Source organism: Corynebacterium massiliense DSM 45435 (genome assembly GCF_028609805.1).
Lineage (GTDB): Bacteria > Actinomycetota > Actinomycetes > Mycobacteriales > Mycobacteriaceae > Corynebacterium > Corynebacterium massiliense.
Genome location: NZ_CP063189.1, coordinates 1833988 through 1851601, shown reverse-complemented (window position 1 = coordinate 1851601; position 17614 = coordinate 1833988). Strand labels below are relative to the sequence as shown.

Sequence of the window (17614 nt, the reverse complement as noted above, 5' to 3'; positions counted from 1 at the left end):
GCAGACAAAACCCGGCGGCCCCACACCCACGCCACACTTTCCGCGAAGGGAAGTGGGTGGTGTGTGTGCGGCCGCCGGGTCTTTGCGCCCTGGCTACAGGGTGTGTCTAGGTAGGTTGACAGTTAGTACTTGGAGCCGGAGTCCGAATCGGACTCGTCGTCCCAGTCGTCGACGTACTTGGCGTACGGATCCGCCTCGTAATCGTCGTCATCGTCCGCGTGGGCCCAGCCGTCCCCCGGCTGCTTAGAGGCAAGTTCCTTCTGCAGCGAGTCGAAGTCCATGTCAGGAGAATTGTATTTCAACCGGCGTGCAACTTTGGTCTGCTTCGCCTTCGCGCGTCCGCGACCCATGTGCATGACCCCCTTGAGGTGTTAAGGGCTATCCAGGGTTATTCGGATGCCCCATCAGCTTAACTATCGTGATTCTTCCTGTAAGACACAATAGCGGGTGCGTCAAAAAAATTCCGCACTACCCCCTCACTGGGCTGGGCAGGCGTTAACGGCCAGCGCGTGGCGGTGCGGCGTTAGCGTCCGCGAAGCTTGTCGATGGCCGCCCGCCCCGCCTTCGGCCCCTCCTCAGCCGGCAGGGAATCCGGATCAATGGTGGCGGCGGTCTCACCACTGACCAGTGCGGCGGCGCCCGATTTCTCGCCATCCGGCTTCCCAGCACTCAGTGCGGAGCGCTTCACCACACCGAGCGCGATGGGGCCCAAGTCGCAGTCGTCCACCACCGTGCCGATCCGTCCGACGCGACGATTGCCGGACGCGAGGCGGAGCTCGTCGCCGGGCTGCGGCGCGGTGGGCGCGGAACCGTCTAAGTGCAGCAGCACCATCACGCGCGGCGAGCGCCCCAGGTTTTCCACGCGCGCCACGGTCTCCTGGCCGCGGTAGCAGCCCTTATCCAGGTGCACCGCGCCCGCGTTGTCACCGCGCCCGATCCAGTGCGGGACCTCGTGCGGGATCGACTTGTTGTCCAGGTCGGCCGCCCACTCGGGGACCAGTGCGCGCACGCGCTCTGCGGTGTAGGCCATCAGCCCCGCCAGGCGCGCGCCCTTGTCTTCCCAGGCGGCCACGGTGGCGGTCAGTTGCTCGCGCGGCACTGCGACATCGCGGCGGGAGACTTCCGCGTTGGGCCAGGGGTAGGCGCGGTCGAAGGCGGCGGCGTCGGAGCTCGGCAGCGCGCTGACCGCATCTGCTGGCCCCAGCACGGTGAGGAGCGCGAGCTCGGTGCGCTCGACTTCCACCTGGGACCAGAAGATCATCTTCTGCAAAAAGTCGGCGAACGTCTCCGCCTGGTCGGCCGGCAGGTCGAGAAAGAACGCGTCCGCGGTGCGGGTGACGTCGGCTAGGTGCAGGATGTGGCCCTGGATGTCCAGGTCGAGGACGGGGGAGGTGAAGCCGGCCGGGGCATCGTCAAGCTTCTGCGAGAGCAGGTTGTTCAAAAACCCCGGGGCTTCCGGGCCGCTGACCTTGAGCACCGTGCGGTGGGAGCGGTCGACGACGATGGCGGCGGTCTCCGCGGCGCGTTGCTCGCCCAGCGGGTTGCCGTAGTGCCAGGCCACGCCCTTCGCGTCGAGGGGGCCCGAGTCGGGGAGCTCTACCGCTCCGGATCGCTGCAGAAGGGGAGACGAGTAACTCACAGCTACCGATAGTAACGCTCGGCACCTGTGAAGGTGGCAAGCGGCTAGCCGGCCACCCGGGTGAGCTCGCCGGACATGTACGGGCGCATCTCGCCGTCGACCAGGCGCTCGTCCACCCAGCCGAGGTGGTTGTTCGGCATGAGGCCGTACATGCGCTTGCCCGGGCCCAGCTCCTTCGGGCCGGTCTCGGTGACCATGGTGGACGCGGACTGCAGCTGCCAGGCGCGCTCGTTGAACGGCTCGCCGTAGAAGATTTCCACGATGCCGGTGGACGAGGTGTAGGTCATCTCAATCTCGTCCTTGGGGGAGATGCGCCAGAAACCGCTCTCGCGCACGTCCGACTCGCCCGGCTTGCCCTCGGTATCGATCTTCCAGGTGCGGGAGCTAAAGCTCAGGTAGTTCTCGCCGTTGTGGGCGATGATGAGCTGCTGGCCGAAGGTGTACTCCTCGCCGTTGACGTCCTGCTTTTGGCCCTCGCCTTCCCAGACGCCGACGAGCGGCAGCAGGGCGAGAAGGCCATCGTGAAGCGACGGCCCCTGGCGCAGGTTCGCCGTGTCGTCGGCGACCGGGATGTCCCCCAGGCCGACCGCCGGGATGTTGCGGCTGGCGGCGTCCTTCCACTCTTCGGCGGCGCGGTTGACGGCGGCGTTGCCGTCGAGCTTGCCGTTGTCTTGCGTAGTGGCCGCGGCGGCGTCCGCGGCAGTGTCCGGAGTGTTGTCGTGTTCGTTGTTTGACGCTGCGTTCTTCGGATCAGTCATGGTGCACACAGTAGTAGGGCGCTCGTTCCAGCGGGAAGTCTGCGCCGGTTCCCGCGTGGTTAGACTCGAAAGGCGTGCATGTCTTACTCATCTGTAACCCGAACTCCACCAGCCAGGACGCCGCGCTGTACCGGCGCATCCTGCCGCCGCTGCGGGCGGTGGACGGGCTGACGATGGAAGCGCGGTTCACCCAGCGCCCCGGGCACGCCAAAGACATGGTGCGGGGCTTAACGCGCGAGGATTTCGACGCCATCATCGCGGTGGGCGGCGACGGGACGGTCAACGAGATCATCAACGGCATGCTGGGCCCGGCGCCGCGGGACGCAGGCGAGCGTGTCGATGCCGCCGCAACCGCCCCCACTGCCGCCGCCGCGTTACCAACCCTGGGAGTTATCCCTGCTGGCTCCGCGAATGTGTTCGTCCGCGCGCTCGGGTTTTCGGCGCGTCCCGAAAAGGCGGCACACGAGCTGGCCGCCGTGCTGCAGCGCGCCGCCACGCGGCGGATCTACCTCGGCGCGTGGGACGGCCAGTGGTTCGCGGTCAACGCGGGCTTCGGGCTGGATGCCAACGTGCTGGCCAAGATGGAAAAGGTCCGCGAGCGCGGTTTTGCCGCGACCCCGTGGCGCTATCTGGCCGTCGCCGGCCGCGCGTGGGCGAAGGCGCGGTGGCGCCCGCCGCAGATCGACGTGCGCGCCACCGCCCGCAGCGGCGAGACCTTGCGTCTCGATGGGGTGCCGGTGCTCCTGGCGTCGAACACGAACCCGTGGACGTTTTTCGGATCGCTGCCTATGGTGACCAATCCGCGCAACTCCTTCTGCCAGGGATTGGGACTGTTTGCCATGACCCGCATCAACGGTTTCACCGGCATCGTGGGCATGCTCCACCTCATCGGCGCCGATAGCAGCGGGTGGCTGCGGCGCTTTGTGCGCGCAGCGACCGTCGAATTTGATGACGCCGCACAGGTCGAGCTCGTCTGCCCGCGCCCGCACCGCTTCCAGGCGGACGGCGAATACGAGGGGAAACGCACCCGCGTCACGCTCACCTCGGTGCCGGACGCTATCGAGGTTTTCGCGCCCAGCGACGACTGCTAGTCCGCGGATTTTCAGCTAGCGAGAATTAGTTTCCAGGGTTTTCGTTTCCGCGGTCGTCGTAGCGCCCGGCGATCTCAATGGGGGAGAGCTGCGCGGTGTTCAAGGTGATGTTGCGGCGTTGGGTCTCAAAGGTCAGCGCCCCGCCCTGCAGGCGCACGACAGTGGCTGGGGCTGGCAGCGGAAGCCGGCCGGTATTGAGCTGGTACGAGAACGCCTTTTTGACCTCCTCGTCGCTGGCGCCTTGGGGCTTGTCCACAACCTTCGTAGGCGTCAGGTAGAACTCATCTTTCACCAGGCGCAGGGTGGCGTGGACTGTGGCCGGATCCGCGTAGCCGTCGAGCGTGGCGGTCATCTCCGCCTCGGCGGAGACCCCGCCACCCGGCGAGATGTCCTCCGGATTGGAAAGCGACAGGTCATCGAGCCCCAGCAGTCGGCCGAGCGCCACTCCGTCGAGCTGGATGGAACGGGAGAAGGTGGACACGAACGCGCCGTCGAGATCGCCGCTGAAGACCTGCCCGGGGCGCACGCTGATATCCCGCAGCGTGGTCGATGCGTTGATGAGCCCGAATTCCGGAACCTCCACGTCGAGCGAGGAGACCTCGAGCAGCGGGATGTCACCGGTCAAAACCGCGGCGGAGTAGGGCATGCCGCCGGCATACACATCCGGGGACGTAGGAAGGCGCGAATTCGTCTTCACCTCTTGCGAGACCACATGCTCGGTGTGGCTGGCCACGAACGCGTCGGCGATAAATAGGGCAGCGATGAGGCCCACCAGGGCGAGGACCCAGCCGACGCGCCGCGCGATGCGACGCGGAATCTCAATCACGCTCACGGATCCTTTTCTACCGCACACCCCGGACACGACCCCGCGCCGGGGAGGCGTCTGGGGTCCCGCCGCGCAGTAGGGTGGGCGAGTATGACCAACGTGGAGATCAAGGACCTGAATCTGCCGGACGCCGACCGCGCGCGTGCGGGTGTTAAGGAGCTACTGGCCGCTGCGGCGAAAGCCGACGGAGTCGACGCGTTCTCCGAGCAGTTCGTGCTGGGGCTTGACGATGCCCGCGTAAACCACCGCCACTTCATCGCCACCGAGGACGACACCGTGGTGGGCGTGCTGGCCAGCGACGGTTCCGCCGCCGAGATGGCCGTGGCGCCGGCGGCGCGGCGGCGGGGCATCGCCACGCAGCTCGTGCGCGCGGCCGGGGTGGCGGACGTATGGGCGCACGGGAACCTGCCGGCGGCGCGCGGATTCGCCGCCGCTGCAGACATGCACGCCACCCGCGAGCTGTTGGTGATGGCGGTAGAAGGCACGGAATTGCAGAAGTCAGCTGATGCCGCTGAGCAGCGGGCAGGCGACGGCATCTTCCTTAACTACACGGAATCGGTTGAGAAGTGGGGCGCCGAGCACGTCGACGCGGAGTGGCTGCGCGTGAACAACGATGCCTTCGATTGGCACCCCGAACAGGGCGGCTGGGACAGCGTCCGCCTCGACCGCGCGCGCGAAGTCAGCTGGTACGACCCGGCGGATGTGATTCTCCTGTGGGCGTCCGCGGTTTCTGGCGAAACCGCGGACGCAGGAAACGGCGAAACCGCGGACGCGGGAAACGGCGAAACCGCGGACGCGGGAAACGGCGAAACCGCGGACGCGGGAAACGTCGAAACCGCGGACGCGGGAAACGTCGAAACCACGGATGCGGGAAACGTCGAAACCACGGATGCTCCCCGTCTGATGGGCTTTCACTGGACCAAGTGGCACACCGAGGAAACCCCCGCCTTCGGTGAGGTTTACGTCGTGGGACTGGCCAGCGACTACCGCGGCGGAGGCCGGGGAGGGCCGCTCATCTCGGCGGGTCTGCGCCGGCTGGTGGAGAAAGGCGCGCGCCGGGTCATCCTCTACGTGGAGGGCGACAATGAGGCCGCTGTAAAGGCTTACGAAAAGCTGGGATTTTCAACGGTCGAGGAACACGTCGTTTATAGCCGTGACCGCGGCTAACCTATGGATTACATGCGTGATTGGGATCACCGCCTGAGCATGGTTAATTAACCGAACGTTAACCAAAATTGCCCTTTGCGGTTAACCCGGGGGTTATAACTTGGCCTGCTGTGAGCAACCTTGCTTGCTGTGTGTCGGCGCAAAACGCTCTGTTGGAAGTTTAGAGGCATCTCATCACTTCCTCAGCGTCGACGGCCGAGCGTAGCTGGCAAAATTCCTCCTAAGGCTGGGGCTTGGTTCCCTGCGGAGGGACGCTCAGATAATCAACTCTGTTTCTGAAACGAGCACCGGAAAGGGTTCCCGTGATTAGCAACTTCAAGCGCGCAGCCGCAATCTTCGGCGTTGTTGCAGCTTCCTCCACCGCACTGGTGGCCTGTGGCGGCAACGATGCCGGCAACACCGAGAACAACGCTGACGGCAAGGACAACGGCAACGGTGGCGACTCCAGCGTTGAGCTGCCTGGCGGTTACAAGCTGTCCGGCGCCACCGGTGAGCTGATTGGTGAGGGCGCTTCCTCCCAGCAGAACGCCATTGACTACTTCGGCAACAAGTTCCAGGAGACCACCGGCGGCGACGCTTCCCTGGCGTACAACCCGACCGGCTCCGGCTCCGGCCAGACCCAGTTCGTCGACGGCCAGGTCACCTTCGCTGGTTCCGACTCCCCGCTGGACGACGAGCAGGCTGAGAAGGCCAAGGACCGCTGCAACGGCAACGAGGCATGGCACCTGCCGTTCGTTATCGGCCCGGTTGCAATCGCGTACAACCTCAAGGGTGTTGACTCCCTGAACCTGTCCACCGACACCGTGGCCAAGATCTTCAAGGGCGACATCAAGAAGTGGAACGACCCGGAGATCGCGGAGCAGAACAAGGACGCGGACCTGCCGGACACCGACATCCACGTCATCTACCGTTCCGACGAGTCCGGTACCTCCGACAACTTCCAGAAGTTCCTGCACAACGCTACCGACGAGTGGGAGCCGGAGAAGGGCAAGACCTTCCCGACCAACGTCGGCGAGGGCGCCAACGGCTCCTCCGGTGTGACCACCCAGGTCTCCCAGATCGACGGTGCTATCACCTACGTCGAGTACTCCCACGCTCGTCAGAACAACCTCAACACCGCCAAGATCGACTTCGGTGCGGGCCCGGTTGAGCTCAACAACGAGTCCGTGGGCAAGGCCCTGGACAACCTGGAGTACAAGGGCGAGGGCAACAACATGGTTGTTGACTCCAAGGCTCTGTTCGCCTCCAAGAACGAGGGCGCTTACCCGCTCATCCTCACCACCTACGAGATCGTCTGCTCCGGTGGCTACGAGGAGGACGAGGCTAACCTCCTCAAGGACTTCCTGATGACCTCCCTGGCTCACCAGGATGAGGGCCTCGAGGAAGCCGGCCACATCCCGGTCACCGGTGACCTCCACGATCGCCTGGTCGAGGCCGTGAAGGCTATCGAGGCTAAGTAAGCCTGCGTTCACGCCGCCCCTGACGAGGGGAGACAGGCTAACCCCCGTGAAGTCCCCTCGGAGGGGACTTTACGGGGGTTGACCTATGTGCTATCCCTCACACGCCCTTTCCACCGGTCTTCCCCGGATCCTTGGGCGGTTACCTTACTGTTTTTCGACGTCAGAAGGATTGCAGCCTCATGGCAGACTACAACTCCACTCCGCGCGAGCCGCGTGATCCGCGCGATGCGGCCGCGGCCGGCTCGGCCGCGGATGCCGGCTCGGCTCACGCAGTCTCGGCCGGCTCTCACTCCGCGGCCGGCACGGCCACGCCCGTGCGCACGGACGACAACCACGCCCAGACCCCTGTTCCCAGCTCCCACGCCAAGGGTACGGCGGACGGCCCGCAGCGCCGCGGCGTGAAGCGCCCCGGCGACCGCGTCTTCGAGTTCCTTTCCACCGCCTCCGCCGCCCTGATCACCATCTTCATTGCGGCTATCGGCCTGTTTCTTATCCTCCGTGCCGTCCCGGCGCTGAACAACAACGCTGACGGCCTGCTCGGGTTCTTCACGTACAGCGGCCCGTGGGATACCGCCAACGTCAAGGCGATGCACTTCGGTATTCCGAACCTGCTCGCCGCGACGGTGACGATGTCCCTGCTTGCGCTCATCATCGCGATGCCCATCGCGCTGGGTATCGCCATCTTCCTGTCCAACTACGCCCCGAAGGGCTTGGTCAAGCCGATGGGCTACCTCGTGGACATGCTGGCGGCCGTGCCGTCCATCGTCTACGGCCTGTGGGGCTGGCTCGTGCTCGGCCCGTTTTTGGCCAAGTTCTACGACTGGCTGCACGGCTGGGCGGGCAACTTCTTCCTGTTCGAGACCTACAGCAACTCGCCGTCGTTCGCGACCGGCCGCAACATGTTCACCGGTGGCGTCGTCCTTGCGGTGATGATTCTGCCGATCATCGCGGCGACCGCCCGCGAGGTCTTCGTCCAGACCCCGAAGGGCCACATCGAGTCCGCCCTCGCGCTGGGCGCGACCCGCTGGGAAGTCGTGCGCATGACGGTCCTGCCGTTCGGCCTGTCCGGCTACATTTCCGGCGCCATGCTCGGCCTGGGTCGCGCGCTCGGTGAGACGATGGCTCTCTACATGGTCGTCAGCCCCTCGACCGAGTTCCGCTTCTCGCTTTTCGATGGCGGCACCACCTTCGCCACCGCCATCGCCAATGCCGCGCCCGAGTTCAACAACCCGACCAAGGCAGGCGCCTACATCGCCGCCGGCCTGGTCCTGTTCTTCCTGACCTTCGTCGTCAACGCGATCGCTCGCGCGATGGTGTCGAAGAAGAGCTAGGCATAAGTGAGGAAAACACATGACTAACCAGACCACGGTGTCGCCGGCCGAGCACAACATCAACCGGTCGGCCTCTGCCTTCACCAACATCTCCTCCGGCCGCAAGGCGAAAAACACCATCGCCACGATTCTCATCTACGGCTGCATGCTGCTCGCCCTAGTCCCGCTCGTGTGGGTGCTGTGGGAGCTCATTTCAAAGGGCCTGCCCGTCACGCTCCACGCTGACTGGTGGACCAAGGACATGCTCGGCGTGATGTATCACCAGCCGGGCGGCGGCGCGCTCCACGCGATTGTCGGTACCCTCATCCAGACCGGCATCGCCTCGCTGTTCGCCATCCCCATCGGCATCTTCACCGCTATCTACCTGACGGAATACTCCCGCGGCGGCTGGCTGGGGCGCATGACCACATTCATGGTCGACATCCTCTCCGGTGTCCCGTCCATCGTCGCCGCGCTGTTCATCTACGCCGCGTGGATCGGCATGCTGGGCTTCAAGCGTTCCGGCCTTGCCGTCGCGCTGTCACTCTTGCTGCTGATGATCCCCATCGTCGTGCGCAACACCGAGGAGATGCTCCGCGTCGTCCCGGCGGATCTGCGTGAGGCGTCCTACGCGCTCGGTGTTCCGAAGTGGAAGACCATCGCGCGCATCGTCCTGCCCACGGCCCTGTCCGGTATCGTCACCGGCATCATGCTCGCCATCGCCCGCGTGATGGGCGAGTCCGCCCCGGTCCTCATCCTGGTCGGCTCCACCAACGCGCTGAAGTTCGACCCATCTGGCGGCCCGATGTCCTCGCTGCCGCTGATGATGCTCGATATGTACAAGGCCGGCGTGTCCGACCCTGTGCTGGACAAGATGTGGGGCGCGGCCTTCACGCTCGTGCTGCTCATCGCGGTGCTTAACATCGCCGCCCGCATTATCTCCGCCAAGTTCTCGGTCAAGCAGTAGCTGTGCCGCGAGCTTTTGCCCACACCGAAAACTGACACTGTTTCAAGGAGTACTTGATGTCCAAGCTTGAACTCAACGACGTCGATATCTACTACGGCGACTTCCACGCCGTGCAGAACGTCAACATGCACATACCGGCGCAGGCCGTGACCGCCTTCATTGGCCCGTCGGGCTGCGGTAAGTCCACCGTGCTGCGCACCCTCAACCGCATGCACGAGGTCATCCCGGGTGCCACCGTCAAGGGCGAAATCCTGCTCGACGGCGAAAACATTTACGACTCGAAGGTCGACCCGGTCTCCGTGCGCAACACCATCGGCATGGTGTTCCAGAAGGCGAACCCGTTCCCGACCATGTCCATCCAGGAAAACGTTGTCGCCGGCCTGAAGCTGGCGGGCGAGAAGAACAAGCAGAAGCTGGCGGAGGTCACCGAGCGTTCCCTGCGTGGCGCGAACCTCTGGGACGAGGTCAAGGACCGCCTGGACAAGCCGGGCGGCGGCCTTTCCGGTGGTCAGCAGCAGCGTCTGTGCATCGCGCGCGCCATCGCCGTGGAGCCGGAGGTGCTGCTCATGGACGAGCCGTGCTCCGCTCTGGACCCGATCTCCACGCTCGCGGTTGAGGATCTCATCCACGAGCTGAAGGAGGACTACACCATCGTCATCGTCACGCACAACATGCAGCAGGCTGCACGCGTGTCGGACAAGACCGGGTTTTTCTCCCTCGAGGCCACCGGCAAGCCGGGCCGCCTGGTGGAGTACGCGGACACGAAGAAGATCTTCGAAAACCCGGACAAGAAAGAGACCGAGGACTACATCTCCGGCCGCTTCGGCTAACGGTTCCTCCGCACTACACAGACTGATTATCTGAGCGAGCCCAGGGAGTTTCTCCCTGGGCTTTTCTCATGCGCCGTCGCTGGCTTCCTGCTGCTGTGCGAGGTATTCGTCCGGGTTGAGGCCGGTGTTGAGGAAGACGATCCGGGACGCGACGTTGACGCAGTGATCGGCGAAACGCTCGTAGTACCGCGACAGCATCGCCGTTTCCACCGCTGCGCTGATGCAGCCCTGCCACTTCGCATTCGTCGTTTGCGACACGAGGAAATGATGCAGCTCGTCCACCGCATCATCGTCAGTGTGCAGCGCCAGCGCGCCCTCGGTATCCGGGTGGGTGAGTACCTCGCGCGTCGCGGAGTTCATGTGGTTCATCAGCTCGCGGTACTTCTCAAAGTACTCTTGGTACGGCTCCGGGATAGGCGATTCCGGGTGGCGGCGGCGCGCCAGTTTCGCGATGTGCTTGCCCAGCTGCCCCATGCGGTGAAAGTCCTCCACGATGTAGATGGACGACACCACGTGGCGCAGATCCTTGGCCATCGGGTTTTCCAGCGCAAGGAGGGATACGGCCCGCTCCTCGCAGCGCGCGCGGATGGGTTCGAGCTCATCGGTGGCGCTCAAGGCATCTTCGGCTGCCTGCAACGACTGGTTGAGCAGGGCGTCGGTCGCTTGCCGCATGATCGCTTCCACTGCGTTGGCCATAATCAGCACGTCGCGGGAAAAATTATCCAGATGTTCACGGTAAGCGGTACGCATGGAGTCCCATCGTAGGCGTGCGATAGAAATTTCGCCGTGGATTTCCACGCCGTGCTTGCCGATGCCCCTTTTTACCCGCCGCTGTGCATTACTTCCGCGCCCTGCGGCACGGTGTCGTCTTCGGGGTCATCCAGCCAGCCGTCGGGGAGGGTGACCTTGCCGGGCGAGCCCTGGCGCCCGCGCGGGCTGTCGGCCTCGGCGGCCTTCTCGGTCGACTCGCGCCACGGGGCGAGAAGTTCGCGCATCTGCGCTATCGACTTCACCCGGGAGAGGGAACTGCGCAACTCGCCGCCGACGGGGAAGCCGCGGAGGTACCACCCGATGTGCTTGCGGATATCCCGGCACGCGTGGTCTTCGCCCTCCTGCGCGGCCAGCAGTTCGGTGTGGCGCAAGATGATATCGGTGACCTCGCCGAACGTCGGCTCGTCGGGGATGGGTTCGCCGCGCAGCTCGGCAGACAGCTCCGCGAAAAGCCACGGCCGGCCCAGGCAGCCGCGGCCGACCACGACGCCGTCGCAGCCGGTCTGATCCATCATGGCGCGCGCGTCGGTGGCCTTGAAGATGTCGCCGTTGCCCAGCACGGGGACATCGGCAACCTGCTCCTTGAGCCGCGCGATCTCGTCCCACCGGGCGGAACCGGAGTAACGCTGGGCAGCGGTGCGGCCGTGGAGCGCCACCGCGGCGGCCCCTTCAGTGGCGGCGATGCGGCCGGCATCGAGGTGGGTGTGGTGGTCATCGTCGATGCCCACGCGGAACTTCACGGTCACCGGAATGTCGGTTCCCTCGGTCGCGCGCACGGCGGCCCGCACGATGTTGGCGAACAGCCGGCGCTTATACGGCAGGGCAGCGCCACCGCCACGGCGGGTGACCTTCGGCACCGGGCAGCCGAAGTTCATGTCGATGTGATCGGCCAGGTTTTCATCCACGATCATCTTCGCGGCGCGGTACGTGTACTCCGGATCGACGGTGTACAGCTGCATGGACCGCGGGTTTTCCTGCGGTCCGAACTCGATCATGCGCATTGTCTTCTCGTTGCGTTCCACCAGCGCGCGGGCGGTGATCATCTCGCAGACGTAGAGGCCGGAGACCGTGCCGGTGCGCTGTAATTCCTGCTCGCGGCAGAGCGTGCGAAACGCCAGGTTGGTCACCCCGGCCATGGGGGCGAGGACCACGGGGGAGTCGAGCTGAATCGAGCCAATCTGTAATGCCACGGCCATATTGTGCGCGCAGTCGTTCCACCAGCACAAGCTGGCAGGCTGGAGACGGACTGAGGGCATTCGCAAAATTGCACAGTGAATTCGCTAGTGTGGTGAACATAACTTTGTCGTGTGGTGCGCGGCACCACGTATAGAAGGAGGTTTTATGTCTAACCGTGTGGACTACGAGCCCTTTAAGAAGCTGATCGTTTCCGCAGAGGAAGCGGCGGAGCACGTCAACAACGGTGACCGTGTGGGTATCTCGGGCTTCACCGGTGCTGGCTACCCGAAGGCGCTGCCGACCGCCATTGCGGAAAAGGCAAAGGCCGCCCACGAGAAGGGCGAGGAGTTCAAGATCGATCTCCTCTCTGGTGCCTCCACCGCCCCGGAGTGCGACGGCGTCCTCGCGGAGGCGGACGCGCTGCGCTTCCGTTCCCCGTACAACTCCGACCCGACCCTGCGTAACAAGGCCAACTCGGGCGATCTCCTTTACCAGGACATCCACCTGTCCCACATCGGCCAGCAGGTGGAGCAGGGCTTCTACGGTGACTTCCAGGTCGCCATTATTGAGGGCGTCCGTGTGAACGAGGACGGCAACCTCATCCCGTCTTCTGCCGTGGGCAACAACCTCGAGTACATCGAGGCTGCGGACAAGATCATTATTGAGGTCAACTCCTGGCAGTCCGAGAACCTCGAGGGCATGCACGATATTTACAAGATCGAGAAGCTGCCGAACCGCACCCCGATCCCGATCACCAAGACCGACGACCGCATCGGCGTCAACTACATTGAGCTGCCGAAGGAAAAGGTTGTCGCCATCGTGGAGACCGACGGCCCGGACCGCAACGCGCCGTTCAAGGAGCCGGACGAGATCTCCGAAAAGATCGCCGCGAACTTCCTCGACTTCCTCGAGGGCGAGGTGAAGGCCGGCCGCCTCGAGTACGACAAGTTCATCATGCAGTCCGGCGTGGGCAACGTCCCGAACGCCGTGATGGCGGGCCTGAAGGAATCCAACTTCGAAAACATTCAGGCTTACACCGAGGTCATCCAGGACGGCATGCTGGACCTTATCGATGCCGGCAAGATGACCGTCGCCTCCGCCACCTCCTTTGCCCTCTCGCCGGAGTACGCGGAGAAGATGAACCGTGAGGCGGACCGTTACCGCAACCACATCATCCTGCGCCCGCAGCAGGTGTCCAACCACCCGGAGGTCATCCGCCGCCTGGGCGTCATCGCGTCCAACGGCATGATCGAGGCCGACATCTACGGCAACATCAACTCCACCAACGTCAGCGGCACCCGCATCATGAACGGCACCGGCGGTTCCGGCGACTTCACCCGCAACGGCTACATCTCGACCTTCGTGTCCCCGTCTGTGGCCAAGGACGGCGCCATCTCCGCCATCGTCCCGTACGTTGCACACAACGACCACAACGAGCACGACACGATGGTCATCATCACCGAGTACGGTGTGGCTGACCTGCGTGGTCTGGCTCCGCGTGAGCGTGCGGAGAAGGTCATCGCGGTGGCGCACCCGGACTACCGCGAGCAGCTGAAGGAGTACTTCGACAACGCGCTCAAGGGCAAGTTCATCCACACGCCGCACGATCTGAAGCACGCCTTCGACTTCCAGATCCGCTTCGCCGAGACCGGTGACATGCGCGAGAAGTAAAGCAGAGTAGCGACCACGCGGGGCCCTGCCGCGCGTGATGCGCTCGTTGGTGGCCCTCCCTGGCGTGGGGAGGGCCATTTTTCGTTTCCTACAGGTGGGCGCTAAGATATACGCCCGTTGGGCCTTTAGCTCAGTTGGTAGAGCTACGGACTTTTAATCCGCAGGTCGTGGGTTCGATCCCCACAGGGCCCACATTGAATCCCCGCCGGTTGTTGCAGCCGGCGGGGTTTCGCGTCTGTGCTCCCGGCTATGGCTTCGCTTTTTCTGGCCGAGTACCAGGATCGGCACCGGTGCGGCGTGGTCGGCGAGCACATCCCCATCCCGGAAAGTTAAACGGACTATTCGCACCCCGTCCCGCTGCGCCAGGATCTTCAGGGTGGGAACTGGGCGGTCGTTGGTGCGCGGATCAGGGTAGTCCGCCAGCTTTTCGATGAACGTGCAACCGTTCTCAGTAGCCATCGCTATTCCTTTCGGGCTTAGCTCTTCACGAGCTTCCGGATGGCCGTCATGGCCTCTTCCAGCTTCGCTGTGGCTTCGTCTGCATCGATGGCTGCCGCACCGGTGACACAGTGCTCGATGTGGTCTTCTAATAGCGCGAGAGAGACGTTCTCGAGGGCCGAGGTGACTGCCGAGACCTGCGTGATGATGTCTATGCAGTACTGGTCTTCCGACACCATGCGGTGAACGCCGCGGACTTGTCCCTCGATGCGCTTGAGGCGGGTGAGGTAGCGCTCCTTCTTCGCGTCGTCCGCGTTGTAGCCGTGGACGCCCTCAGCGTGGCATGAACAGGTTTCGTTGTGTTGGTTCACGAGATCCTCTCTAGCACGAACCCTAGACTTCATCCGTCGGCATGAATCCCGCACGCACTGTGCGTTCATCGGGGCTGATTTTGTCCTGCGGGACGGATCAAGTATATTTTGGAAAGTCGCGTTACGGCGCGATTGGCCCCCATCGTCTAGCGGCCTAGGACACTGCCCTTTCACGGCAGCGGCACGGGTTCGAATCCCGTTGGGGGTACTCCGGGAGACCGGAGGAAGGCCCTGTGGCGCAGTTGGTTAGCGCGCCGCCCTGTCACGGCGGAGGTCGCGGGTTCAAGTCCCGTCAGGGTCGCCATTTGTCCTGTGTCGCGTCATAGTTGACAAAACTGTCGCGACATCGTTGACAGATGGGCGTCCGCCGAGTTTTTGTTCTCGGTGGGCGCCTTTTGTTTTCTGGGGGTTAGTTGAGTGGGGGTTCGCCGTGTTTCCAGATTGGGGCTTGGTAGTTGCGGCTGGTGTCGATGTAGTGCTCGGTGATGATGGCGCCGGTGTCTTTGAGTGATGTGGTGATGTGGCGGTCTCTGATGATCATCAGGACGTGGTGGCCGGTGTATTTTCGGCCCATTCCTAGGTGGTAAAGCCTGCCTGCGTAGCGGATGGTGCAGCGGCCGGCTTTGTCGACTTTGTCGTTGCGTGTACGCCATTCGTCGGTGGGGTTGTCGTCGGGGCTGGCTTTCGTGGATGCGTTGTAGACCTCGTATGGGGTGCGTCTGCCGAGGGCTCGGTGTGGGCGGTTGGTGTTGTAGTAGGCGGCGAATCGGTCGAGTTGTTGTTGTAGTTCGTCGATGGTGTTGACGGTGGGTTGGCGCGATAGCCACCGTTTGAGTGTTTGGTGGAATCGTTCGATTTTTCCTTGGGTTTGTGGGTGTCCTGGCCTGCCGTTTTTCTGTTGGATCCGGTGGTTGCGGATGAGTTTTTCGAAGGCGTTACGGCCGCCTTTTGCCCCGGCGTTGCGGGCGGTAAACACCAGCCCGTTGTCGGTGAGGGTGGATTGTGGTGGGCCGAAGTCGCTGATGAGGTGTGATAGTTCGTCGGCGACGGCAGGCCCAGAAAAGGACCGGCTGGCTGTAATGGACAGCAGCAGTCGGGAGTGGTCGTCGATGAAGTCGAGGATTTCGACGCGTCTTCCGCCGGTGAGATATGCGTGTGTGATGTCTGCTTGCCAGCATTCATTGGGGCGGGATGCTTCGAAGCGGATAAATGAGGTTCTCGGCCGCTTTTTTGGTTCTGGCTGCACGAGGCCGTGGTCGCGGAGGATGCGCACGATCGTCGAGGTAGATGGGGCATACATACCTTGTTGTTCCAGGTGGAACTGGATGGTTTCTGCCCCGGAATCCAGCCCGGAGTGGTCGAGCTGTTTGCGCATGTTGATGATGGTTTTCTTGAGCTTTTTGGATACTGCGCGTGGGTTGGAGTGCGGTGCTTTCGACTTCGGCTTTACCGCTTGTGGACCGCCAGTGTCGTAGCGGCGGAGTAAGGCGTAGACCCACTGGCGGGACACGTTGAAACGCGTAGCGACTCGAGCGACTGGTTGGTGTTGCTCACGGACAGCTTTGATGATCGCGAGATTGCGGTTCGGACTATTCATGCTGTCAACGATGACGCGACACACCTGTCAACTGTGAGAGTGTCCGATTCTTTGTGTGCGGGGGTTTGGTTTACAAGTAGTCCGCGAATCGGTCGGGGTAAGCCACGGCTAGTTGGTTGATGGCTTGTTTCCACCCGGTGGCTTTCGCTCCTTCAATATAGCCGTTGCATTCGATATCGCGCTTCGCTTTCTTGGCTCGCTGGGCGGCGCGCTTGTCTTCGATGTTGCAGATCATCAGCCACAGCGTTTTCAACGCCGCGGTATCGTTCGGGAACTGGCCGCGGTTACGGGTAGCTTTACGCAGTTCAGCATTCAGCGACTCGATCGAATTGGTGGTGTAGAGCACCCGGCGTGCCGCCGGCGGGAACTGTAGAAACGGCACGAACCGCTCCCAAGCGTCGCGCCAGACTTTGACCGATTGCGGGTATTTCCGGCCCAGTTCACTGGCTTCGAACGCATCCAAGGCGGCACGGGCGGTGTCCTCGTTTGCGGCCGTGTAGACCTCACGCAGCGCCCGGGAGACCCCTTTGCGGTCTTGGTAGGACACCCACCGGTTCGCAGCCCGAATCAGGTGCACGATACAGGTCTGCACCATGGAATTCGGCCAGGTGGCTTCCACGGCTTCCGGCAGGCCTTTGAGCCCGTCGCAGCAGACAATGAACACGTCCTGGACACCGCGGTTGGCCAGATCCGCGCAGACCGATGCCCAGAATGCGGCACCTTCATTTTCAGCGATCCACAATCCCAGGATGTGCTTGATGCCGTCCATGTCGACGCCAACCGCCATATAGCAGGACTTGTTGACCACGCGGTGGCCGTCACGGATTTTCACGCGTAGCGCGTCGAGGAAGATCACCGGGTAGAACTCGTCGAGCTGGCGGTTTTGCCAGATCATGACCTCGTCTAACACCGCATCGGTAATGGTGCTGATCGTATCCGGGCTCATATCCACCCCGAGCGTGGTCGCGAGGTGATGCTGGATATCGCGCACTGTCATCCCGCCGGCGTATAGCGAGACGATCATGTCGTCGAGTTCTGTGAGTCGGCGTGCGCCCTTGGGCACCATCCGGGGAGTAAAGGTGCCGGCACGGTCCCTGGGCACGGTCACTTCCACCGCGCCGTAGCCAGAATTGACGGTCTTGGTGTACGACCCATTGCGGTGATTGTTGCCCTGTGCGGATTCGACTTGGGCTTTGGTCTTGCGGTCAGAATGGCTATAGCCCAAATGCGCATCCATCTCCGCCTGCAGACCAGCGTTGATTGATGCCTGTAGCAGGCCTTTGACCAGCTCGCTTGCATCATCAGCGGAAGCCGACAGCTCGCTGATCAAGCTGGCGAGCTCAGGATTTTCCATCAGCTTCTCGCTGATCTCATTGACCTTTGCCGGGTCATGGTTTTTCTTCGGTGACACCGTAGTCATTATCGGTGAAACTCCTTCTAGATCAGAGCCTCACACACAAACTTCCTGACACCCTCCCGGCTTTTGGGCCCGGGTTATCCACAGGACTCGTCTCGTCCGCTAGCCGTGGCTGGCGGCGCGCT

Annotated in this window: 16 protein-coding genes and 3 tRNA genes; 10 read left to right on the top strand and 9 right to left on the bottom strand. The window is 63.3% G+C overall.

Annotation, left to right across the window (positions count from 1 at the left end):
* Positions 1–122: 122 nt before the first annotated feature.
* The 3 genes from CMASS_RS08670 to CMASS_RS08660 all read right to left on the bottom strand — a co-directional run bounded on the left by CMASS_RS08670 (position 123) and on the right by CMASS_RS08660 (position 2397).
* Positions 123–350 carry a DUF3073 domain-containing protein gene (locus tag CMASS_RS08670; RefSeq protein ID WP_084684417.1) on the bottom strand — a complete coding sequence of 76 codons (228 nt, stop codon included), beginning with the start codon at positions 348–350 and terminating at the stop codon, positions 123–125.
* Positions 351–523: 173 nt separating this feature from the next.
* Positions 524–1639: a CAF17-like 4Fe-4S cluster assembly/insertion protein YgfZ gene (ygfZ, locus tag CMASS_RS08665; RefSeq protein ID WP_022863049.1), complete on the bottom strand. Its 1116-nt coding sequence runs from the start codon at positions 1637–1639 to the stop codon at positions 524–526.
* A 44-nt stretch (positions 1640–1683) separates the two neighbouring features.
* Entirely contained in the window at positions 1684–2397 is a 714-nt protein-coding gene (locus tag CMASS_RS08660; RefSeq protein ID WP_022863048.1) for a heme-binding beta-barrel domain-containing protein, read from the bottom strand.
* A 74-nt stretch (positions 2398–2471) separates the two neighbouring features.
* Between CMASS_RS08660 and CMASS_RS08655 the strand changes: the two genes are divergently transcribed.
* The gene (locus CMASS_RS08655) at positions 2472–3488 is read left to right on the top strand and encodes a diacylglycerol/lipid kinase family protein (RefSeq protein ID WP_022863047.1); all 1017 of its coding nucleotides are present in this window, start codon (positions 2472–2474) and stop codon (positions 3486–3488) included.
* Positions 3489–3513: 25 nt separating this feature from the next.
* Here CMASS_RS08655 and CMASS_RS08650 read toward each other — a convergent pair whose 3' ends face one another.
* Positions 3514–4314 carry an LmeA family phospholipid-binding protein gene (locus tag CMASS_RS08650; protein WP_240482788.1) on the bottom strand — a complete coding sequence of 267 codons (801 nt, stop codon included), beginning with the start codon at positions 4312–4314 and terminating at the stop codon, positions 3514–3516.
* A 90-nt stretch (positions 4315–4404) separates the two neighbouring features.
* Between CMASS_RS08650 and mshD the strand changes: the two genes are divergently transcribed.
* The 5 genes from mshD (at position 4405) to pstB (ending at position 10048) form a co-directional block, all read left to right on the top strand.
* Positions 4405–5481: a mycothiol synthase gene (gene mshD, locus CMASS_RS10300; protein ID WP_022863045.1), complete on the top strand. Its 1077-nt coding sequence runs from the start codon at positions 4405–4407 to the stop codon at positions 5479–5481.
* Between the two features lie 302 nt (positions 5482–5783).
* Positions 5784–6941, top strand: coding sequence for a phosphate ABC transporter substrate-binding protein PstS (pstS, locus tag CMASS_RS08635; RefSeq protein WP_022863044.1), 1158 nt, complete (start codon positions 5784–5786; stop codon positions 6939–6941).
* A 179-nt stretch (positions 6942–7120) separates the two neighbouring features.
* Complete coding sequence (pstC, locus tag CMASS_RS08630; RefSeq protein ID WP_022863043.1) at positions 7121–8272, top strand: phosphate ABC transporter permease subunit PstC; 1152 nt, start codon at positions 7121–7123, stop codon at positions 8270–8272.
* Between the two features lie 19 nt (positions 8273–8291).
* Positions 8292–9218: a phosphate ABC transporter permease PstA gene (gene pstA / locus CMASS_RS08625; RefSeq protein ID WP_022863042.1), complete on the top strand. Its 927-nt coding sequence runs from the start codon at positions 8292–8294 to the stop codon at positions 9216–9218.
* Between the two features lie 56 nt (positions 9219–9274).
* Entirely contained in the window at positions 9275–10048 is a 774-nt protein-coding gene (gene pstB / locus CMASS_RS08620) for a phosphate ABC transporter ATP-binding protein PstB (protein WP_022863041.1), read from the top strand.
* Positions 10049–10114: 66 nt separating this feature from the next.
* On the opposite strand, the gene phoU is transcribed toward pstB, so the two are convergent.
* Together phoU and dusB are read right to left on the bottom strand one after the other, a co-directional pair.
* Positions 10115–10798, bottom strand: coding sequence for a phosphate signaling complex protein PhoU (phoU, locus tag CMASS_RS08615; RefSeq protein ID WP_022863040.1), 684 nt, complete (start codon positions 10796–10798; stop codon positions 10115–10117).
* 71 nt (positions 10799–10869) lie between these two features.
* On the bottom strand, positions 10870–12009 hold the full coding sequence (gene dusB, locus CMASS_RS08610) for a tRNA dihydrouridine synthase DusB (protein WP_027018663.1): 1140 nt from the start codon (positions 12007–12009) through the stop codon (positions 10870–10872).
* Positions 12010–12160: 151 nt separating this feature from the next.
* On the opposite strand from dusB, the gene CMASS_RS08605 reads away from it, so the two are divergent.
* Positions 12161–13666, top strand: coding sequence for an acetyl-CoA hydrolase/transferase family protein (locus CMASS_RS08605; protein ID WP_022863038.1), 1506 nt, complete (start codon positions 12161–12163; stop codon positions 13664–13666).
* A gap of 119 nt (positions 13667–13785) precedes the next feature.
* Positions 13786–13858 (top strand) — tRNA-Lys (locus CMASS_RS08600).
* Between the two features lie 284 nt (positions 13859–14142).
* On the opposite strand, the gene CMASS_RS08595 is transcribed toward CMASS_RS08600, so the two are convergent.
* Positions 14143–14508: a metal-sensitive transcriptional regulator gene (locus CMASS_RS08595; RefSeq protein WP_205617731.1), complete on the bottom strand. Its 366-nt coding sequence runs from the start codon at positions 14506–14508 to the stop codon at positions 14143–14145.
* A 102-nt stretch (positions 14509–14610) separates the two neighbouring features.
* Here CMASS_RS08595 and CMASS_RS08590 point away from each other — a divergent pair.
* Together CMASS_RS08590 and CMASS_RS08585 are read left to right on the top strand one after the other, a co-directional pair.
* Positions 14611–14683 (top strand) — tRNA-Glu (locus tag CMASS_RS08590).
* A gap of 19 nt (positions 14684–14702) precedes the next feature.
* Positions 14703–14779 (top strand) — tRNA-Asp (locus tag CMASS_RS08585).
* A 105-nt stretch (positions 14780–14884) separates the two neighbouring features.
* Here the strand turns inward: CMASS_RS08585 and CMASS_RS08580 are convergent.
* Both CMASS_RS08580 and CMASS_RS08575 read right to left on the bottom strand, forming a co-directional pair.
* Positions 14885–16072 carry an IS481 family transposase gene (locus CMASS_RS08580; protein WP_273665898.1) on the bottom strand — a complete coding sequence of 396 codons (1188 nt, stop codon included), beginning with the start codon at positions 16070–16072 and terminating at the stop codon, positions 14885–14887.
* Positions 16073–16142: 70 nt separating this feature from the next.
* Positions 16143–17492 carry an IS256 family transposase gene (locus CMASS_RS08575; RefSeq protein ID WP_273665896.1) on the bottom strand — a complete coding sequence of 450 codons (1350 nt, stop codon included), beginning with the start codon at positions 17490–17492 and terminating at the stop codon, positions 16143–16145.
* Positions 17493–17614 lie beyond the last annotated feature (122 nt).

Excerpts from the sequence above, each read along its gene's own strand:
- CMASS_RS08670 (WP_084684417.1), bottom strand. The coding sequence starts at position 350 with ATGGGTCGCGGACGCGCGAAGGCGAAGCAGACCAAAGTTGCACGCCGG.
- CMASS_RS08660 (WP_022863048.1), bottom strand. The coding sequence starts at position 2,397 with ATGACTGATCCGAAGAACGCAGCGTCAAACAACGAACACGACAACACT.
- mshD (WP_022863045.1), top strand. The coding sequence starts at position 4,405 with ATGACCAACGTGGAGATCAAGGACCTGAATCTGCCGGACGCCGACCGC.
- pstC (WP_022863043.1), top strand. The coding sequence starts at position 7,121 with ATGGCAGACTACAACTCCACTCCGCGCGAGCCGCGTGATCCGCGCGAT.
- pstA (WP_022863042.1), top strand. The coding sequence starts at position 8,292 with ATGACTAACCAGACCACGGTGTCGCCGGCCGAGCACAACATCAACCGG.
- pstB (WP_022863041.1), top strand. The coding sequence starts at position 9,275 with ATGTCCAAGCTTGAACTCAACGACGTCGATATCTACTACGGCGACTTC.
- phoU (WP_022863040.1), bottom strand. The coding sequence starts at position 10,798 with ATGCGTACCGCTTACCGTGAACATCTGGATAATTTTTCCCGCGACGTG.
- CMASS_RS08605 (WP_022863038.1), top strand. The coding sequence starts at position 12,161 with ATGTCTAACCGTGTGGACTACGAGCCCTTTAAGAAGCTGATCGTTTCC.
- CMASS_RS08595 (WP_205617731.1), bottom strand. The coding sequence starts at position 14,508 with ATGAAGTCTAGGGTTCGTGCTAGAGAGGATCTCGTGAACCAACACAAC.
- CMASS_RS08580 (WP_273665898.1), bottom strand. The coding sequence starts at position 16,072 with ATGAATAGTCCGAACCGCAATCTCGCGATCATCAAAGCTGTCCGTGAG.
- CMASS_RS08575 (WP_273665896.1), bottom strand. The coding sequence starts at position 17,492 with ATGACTACGGTGTCACCGAAGAAAAACCATGACCCGGCAAAGGTCAAT.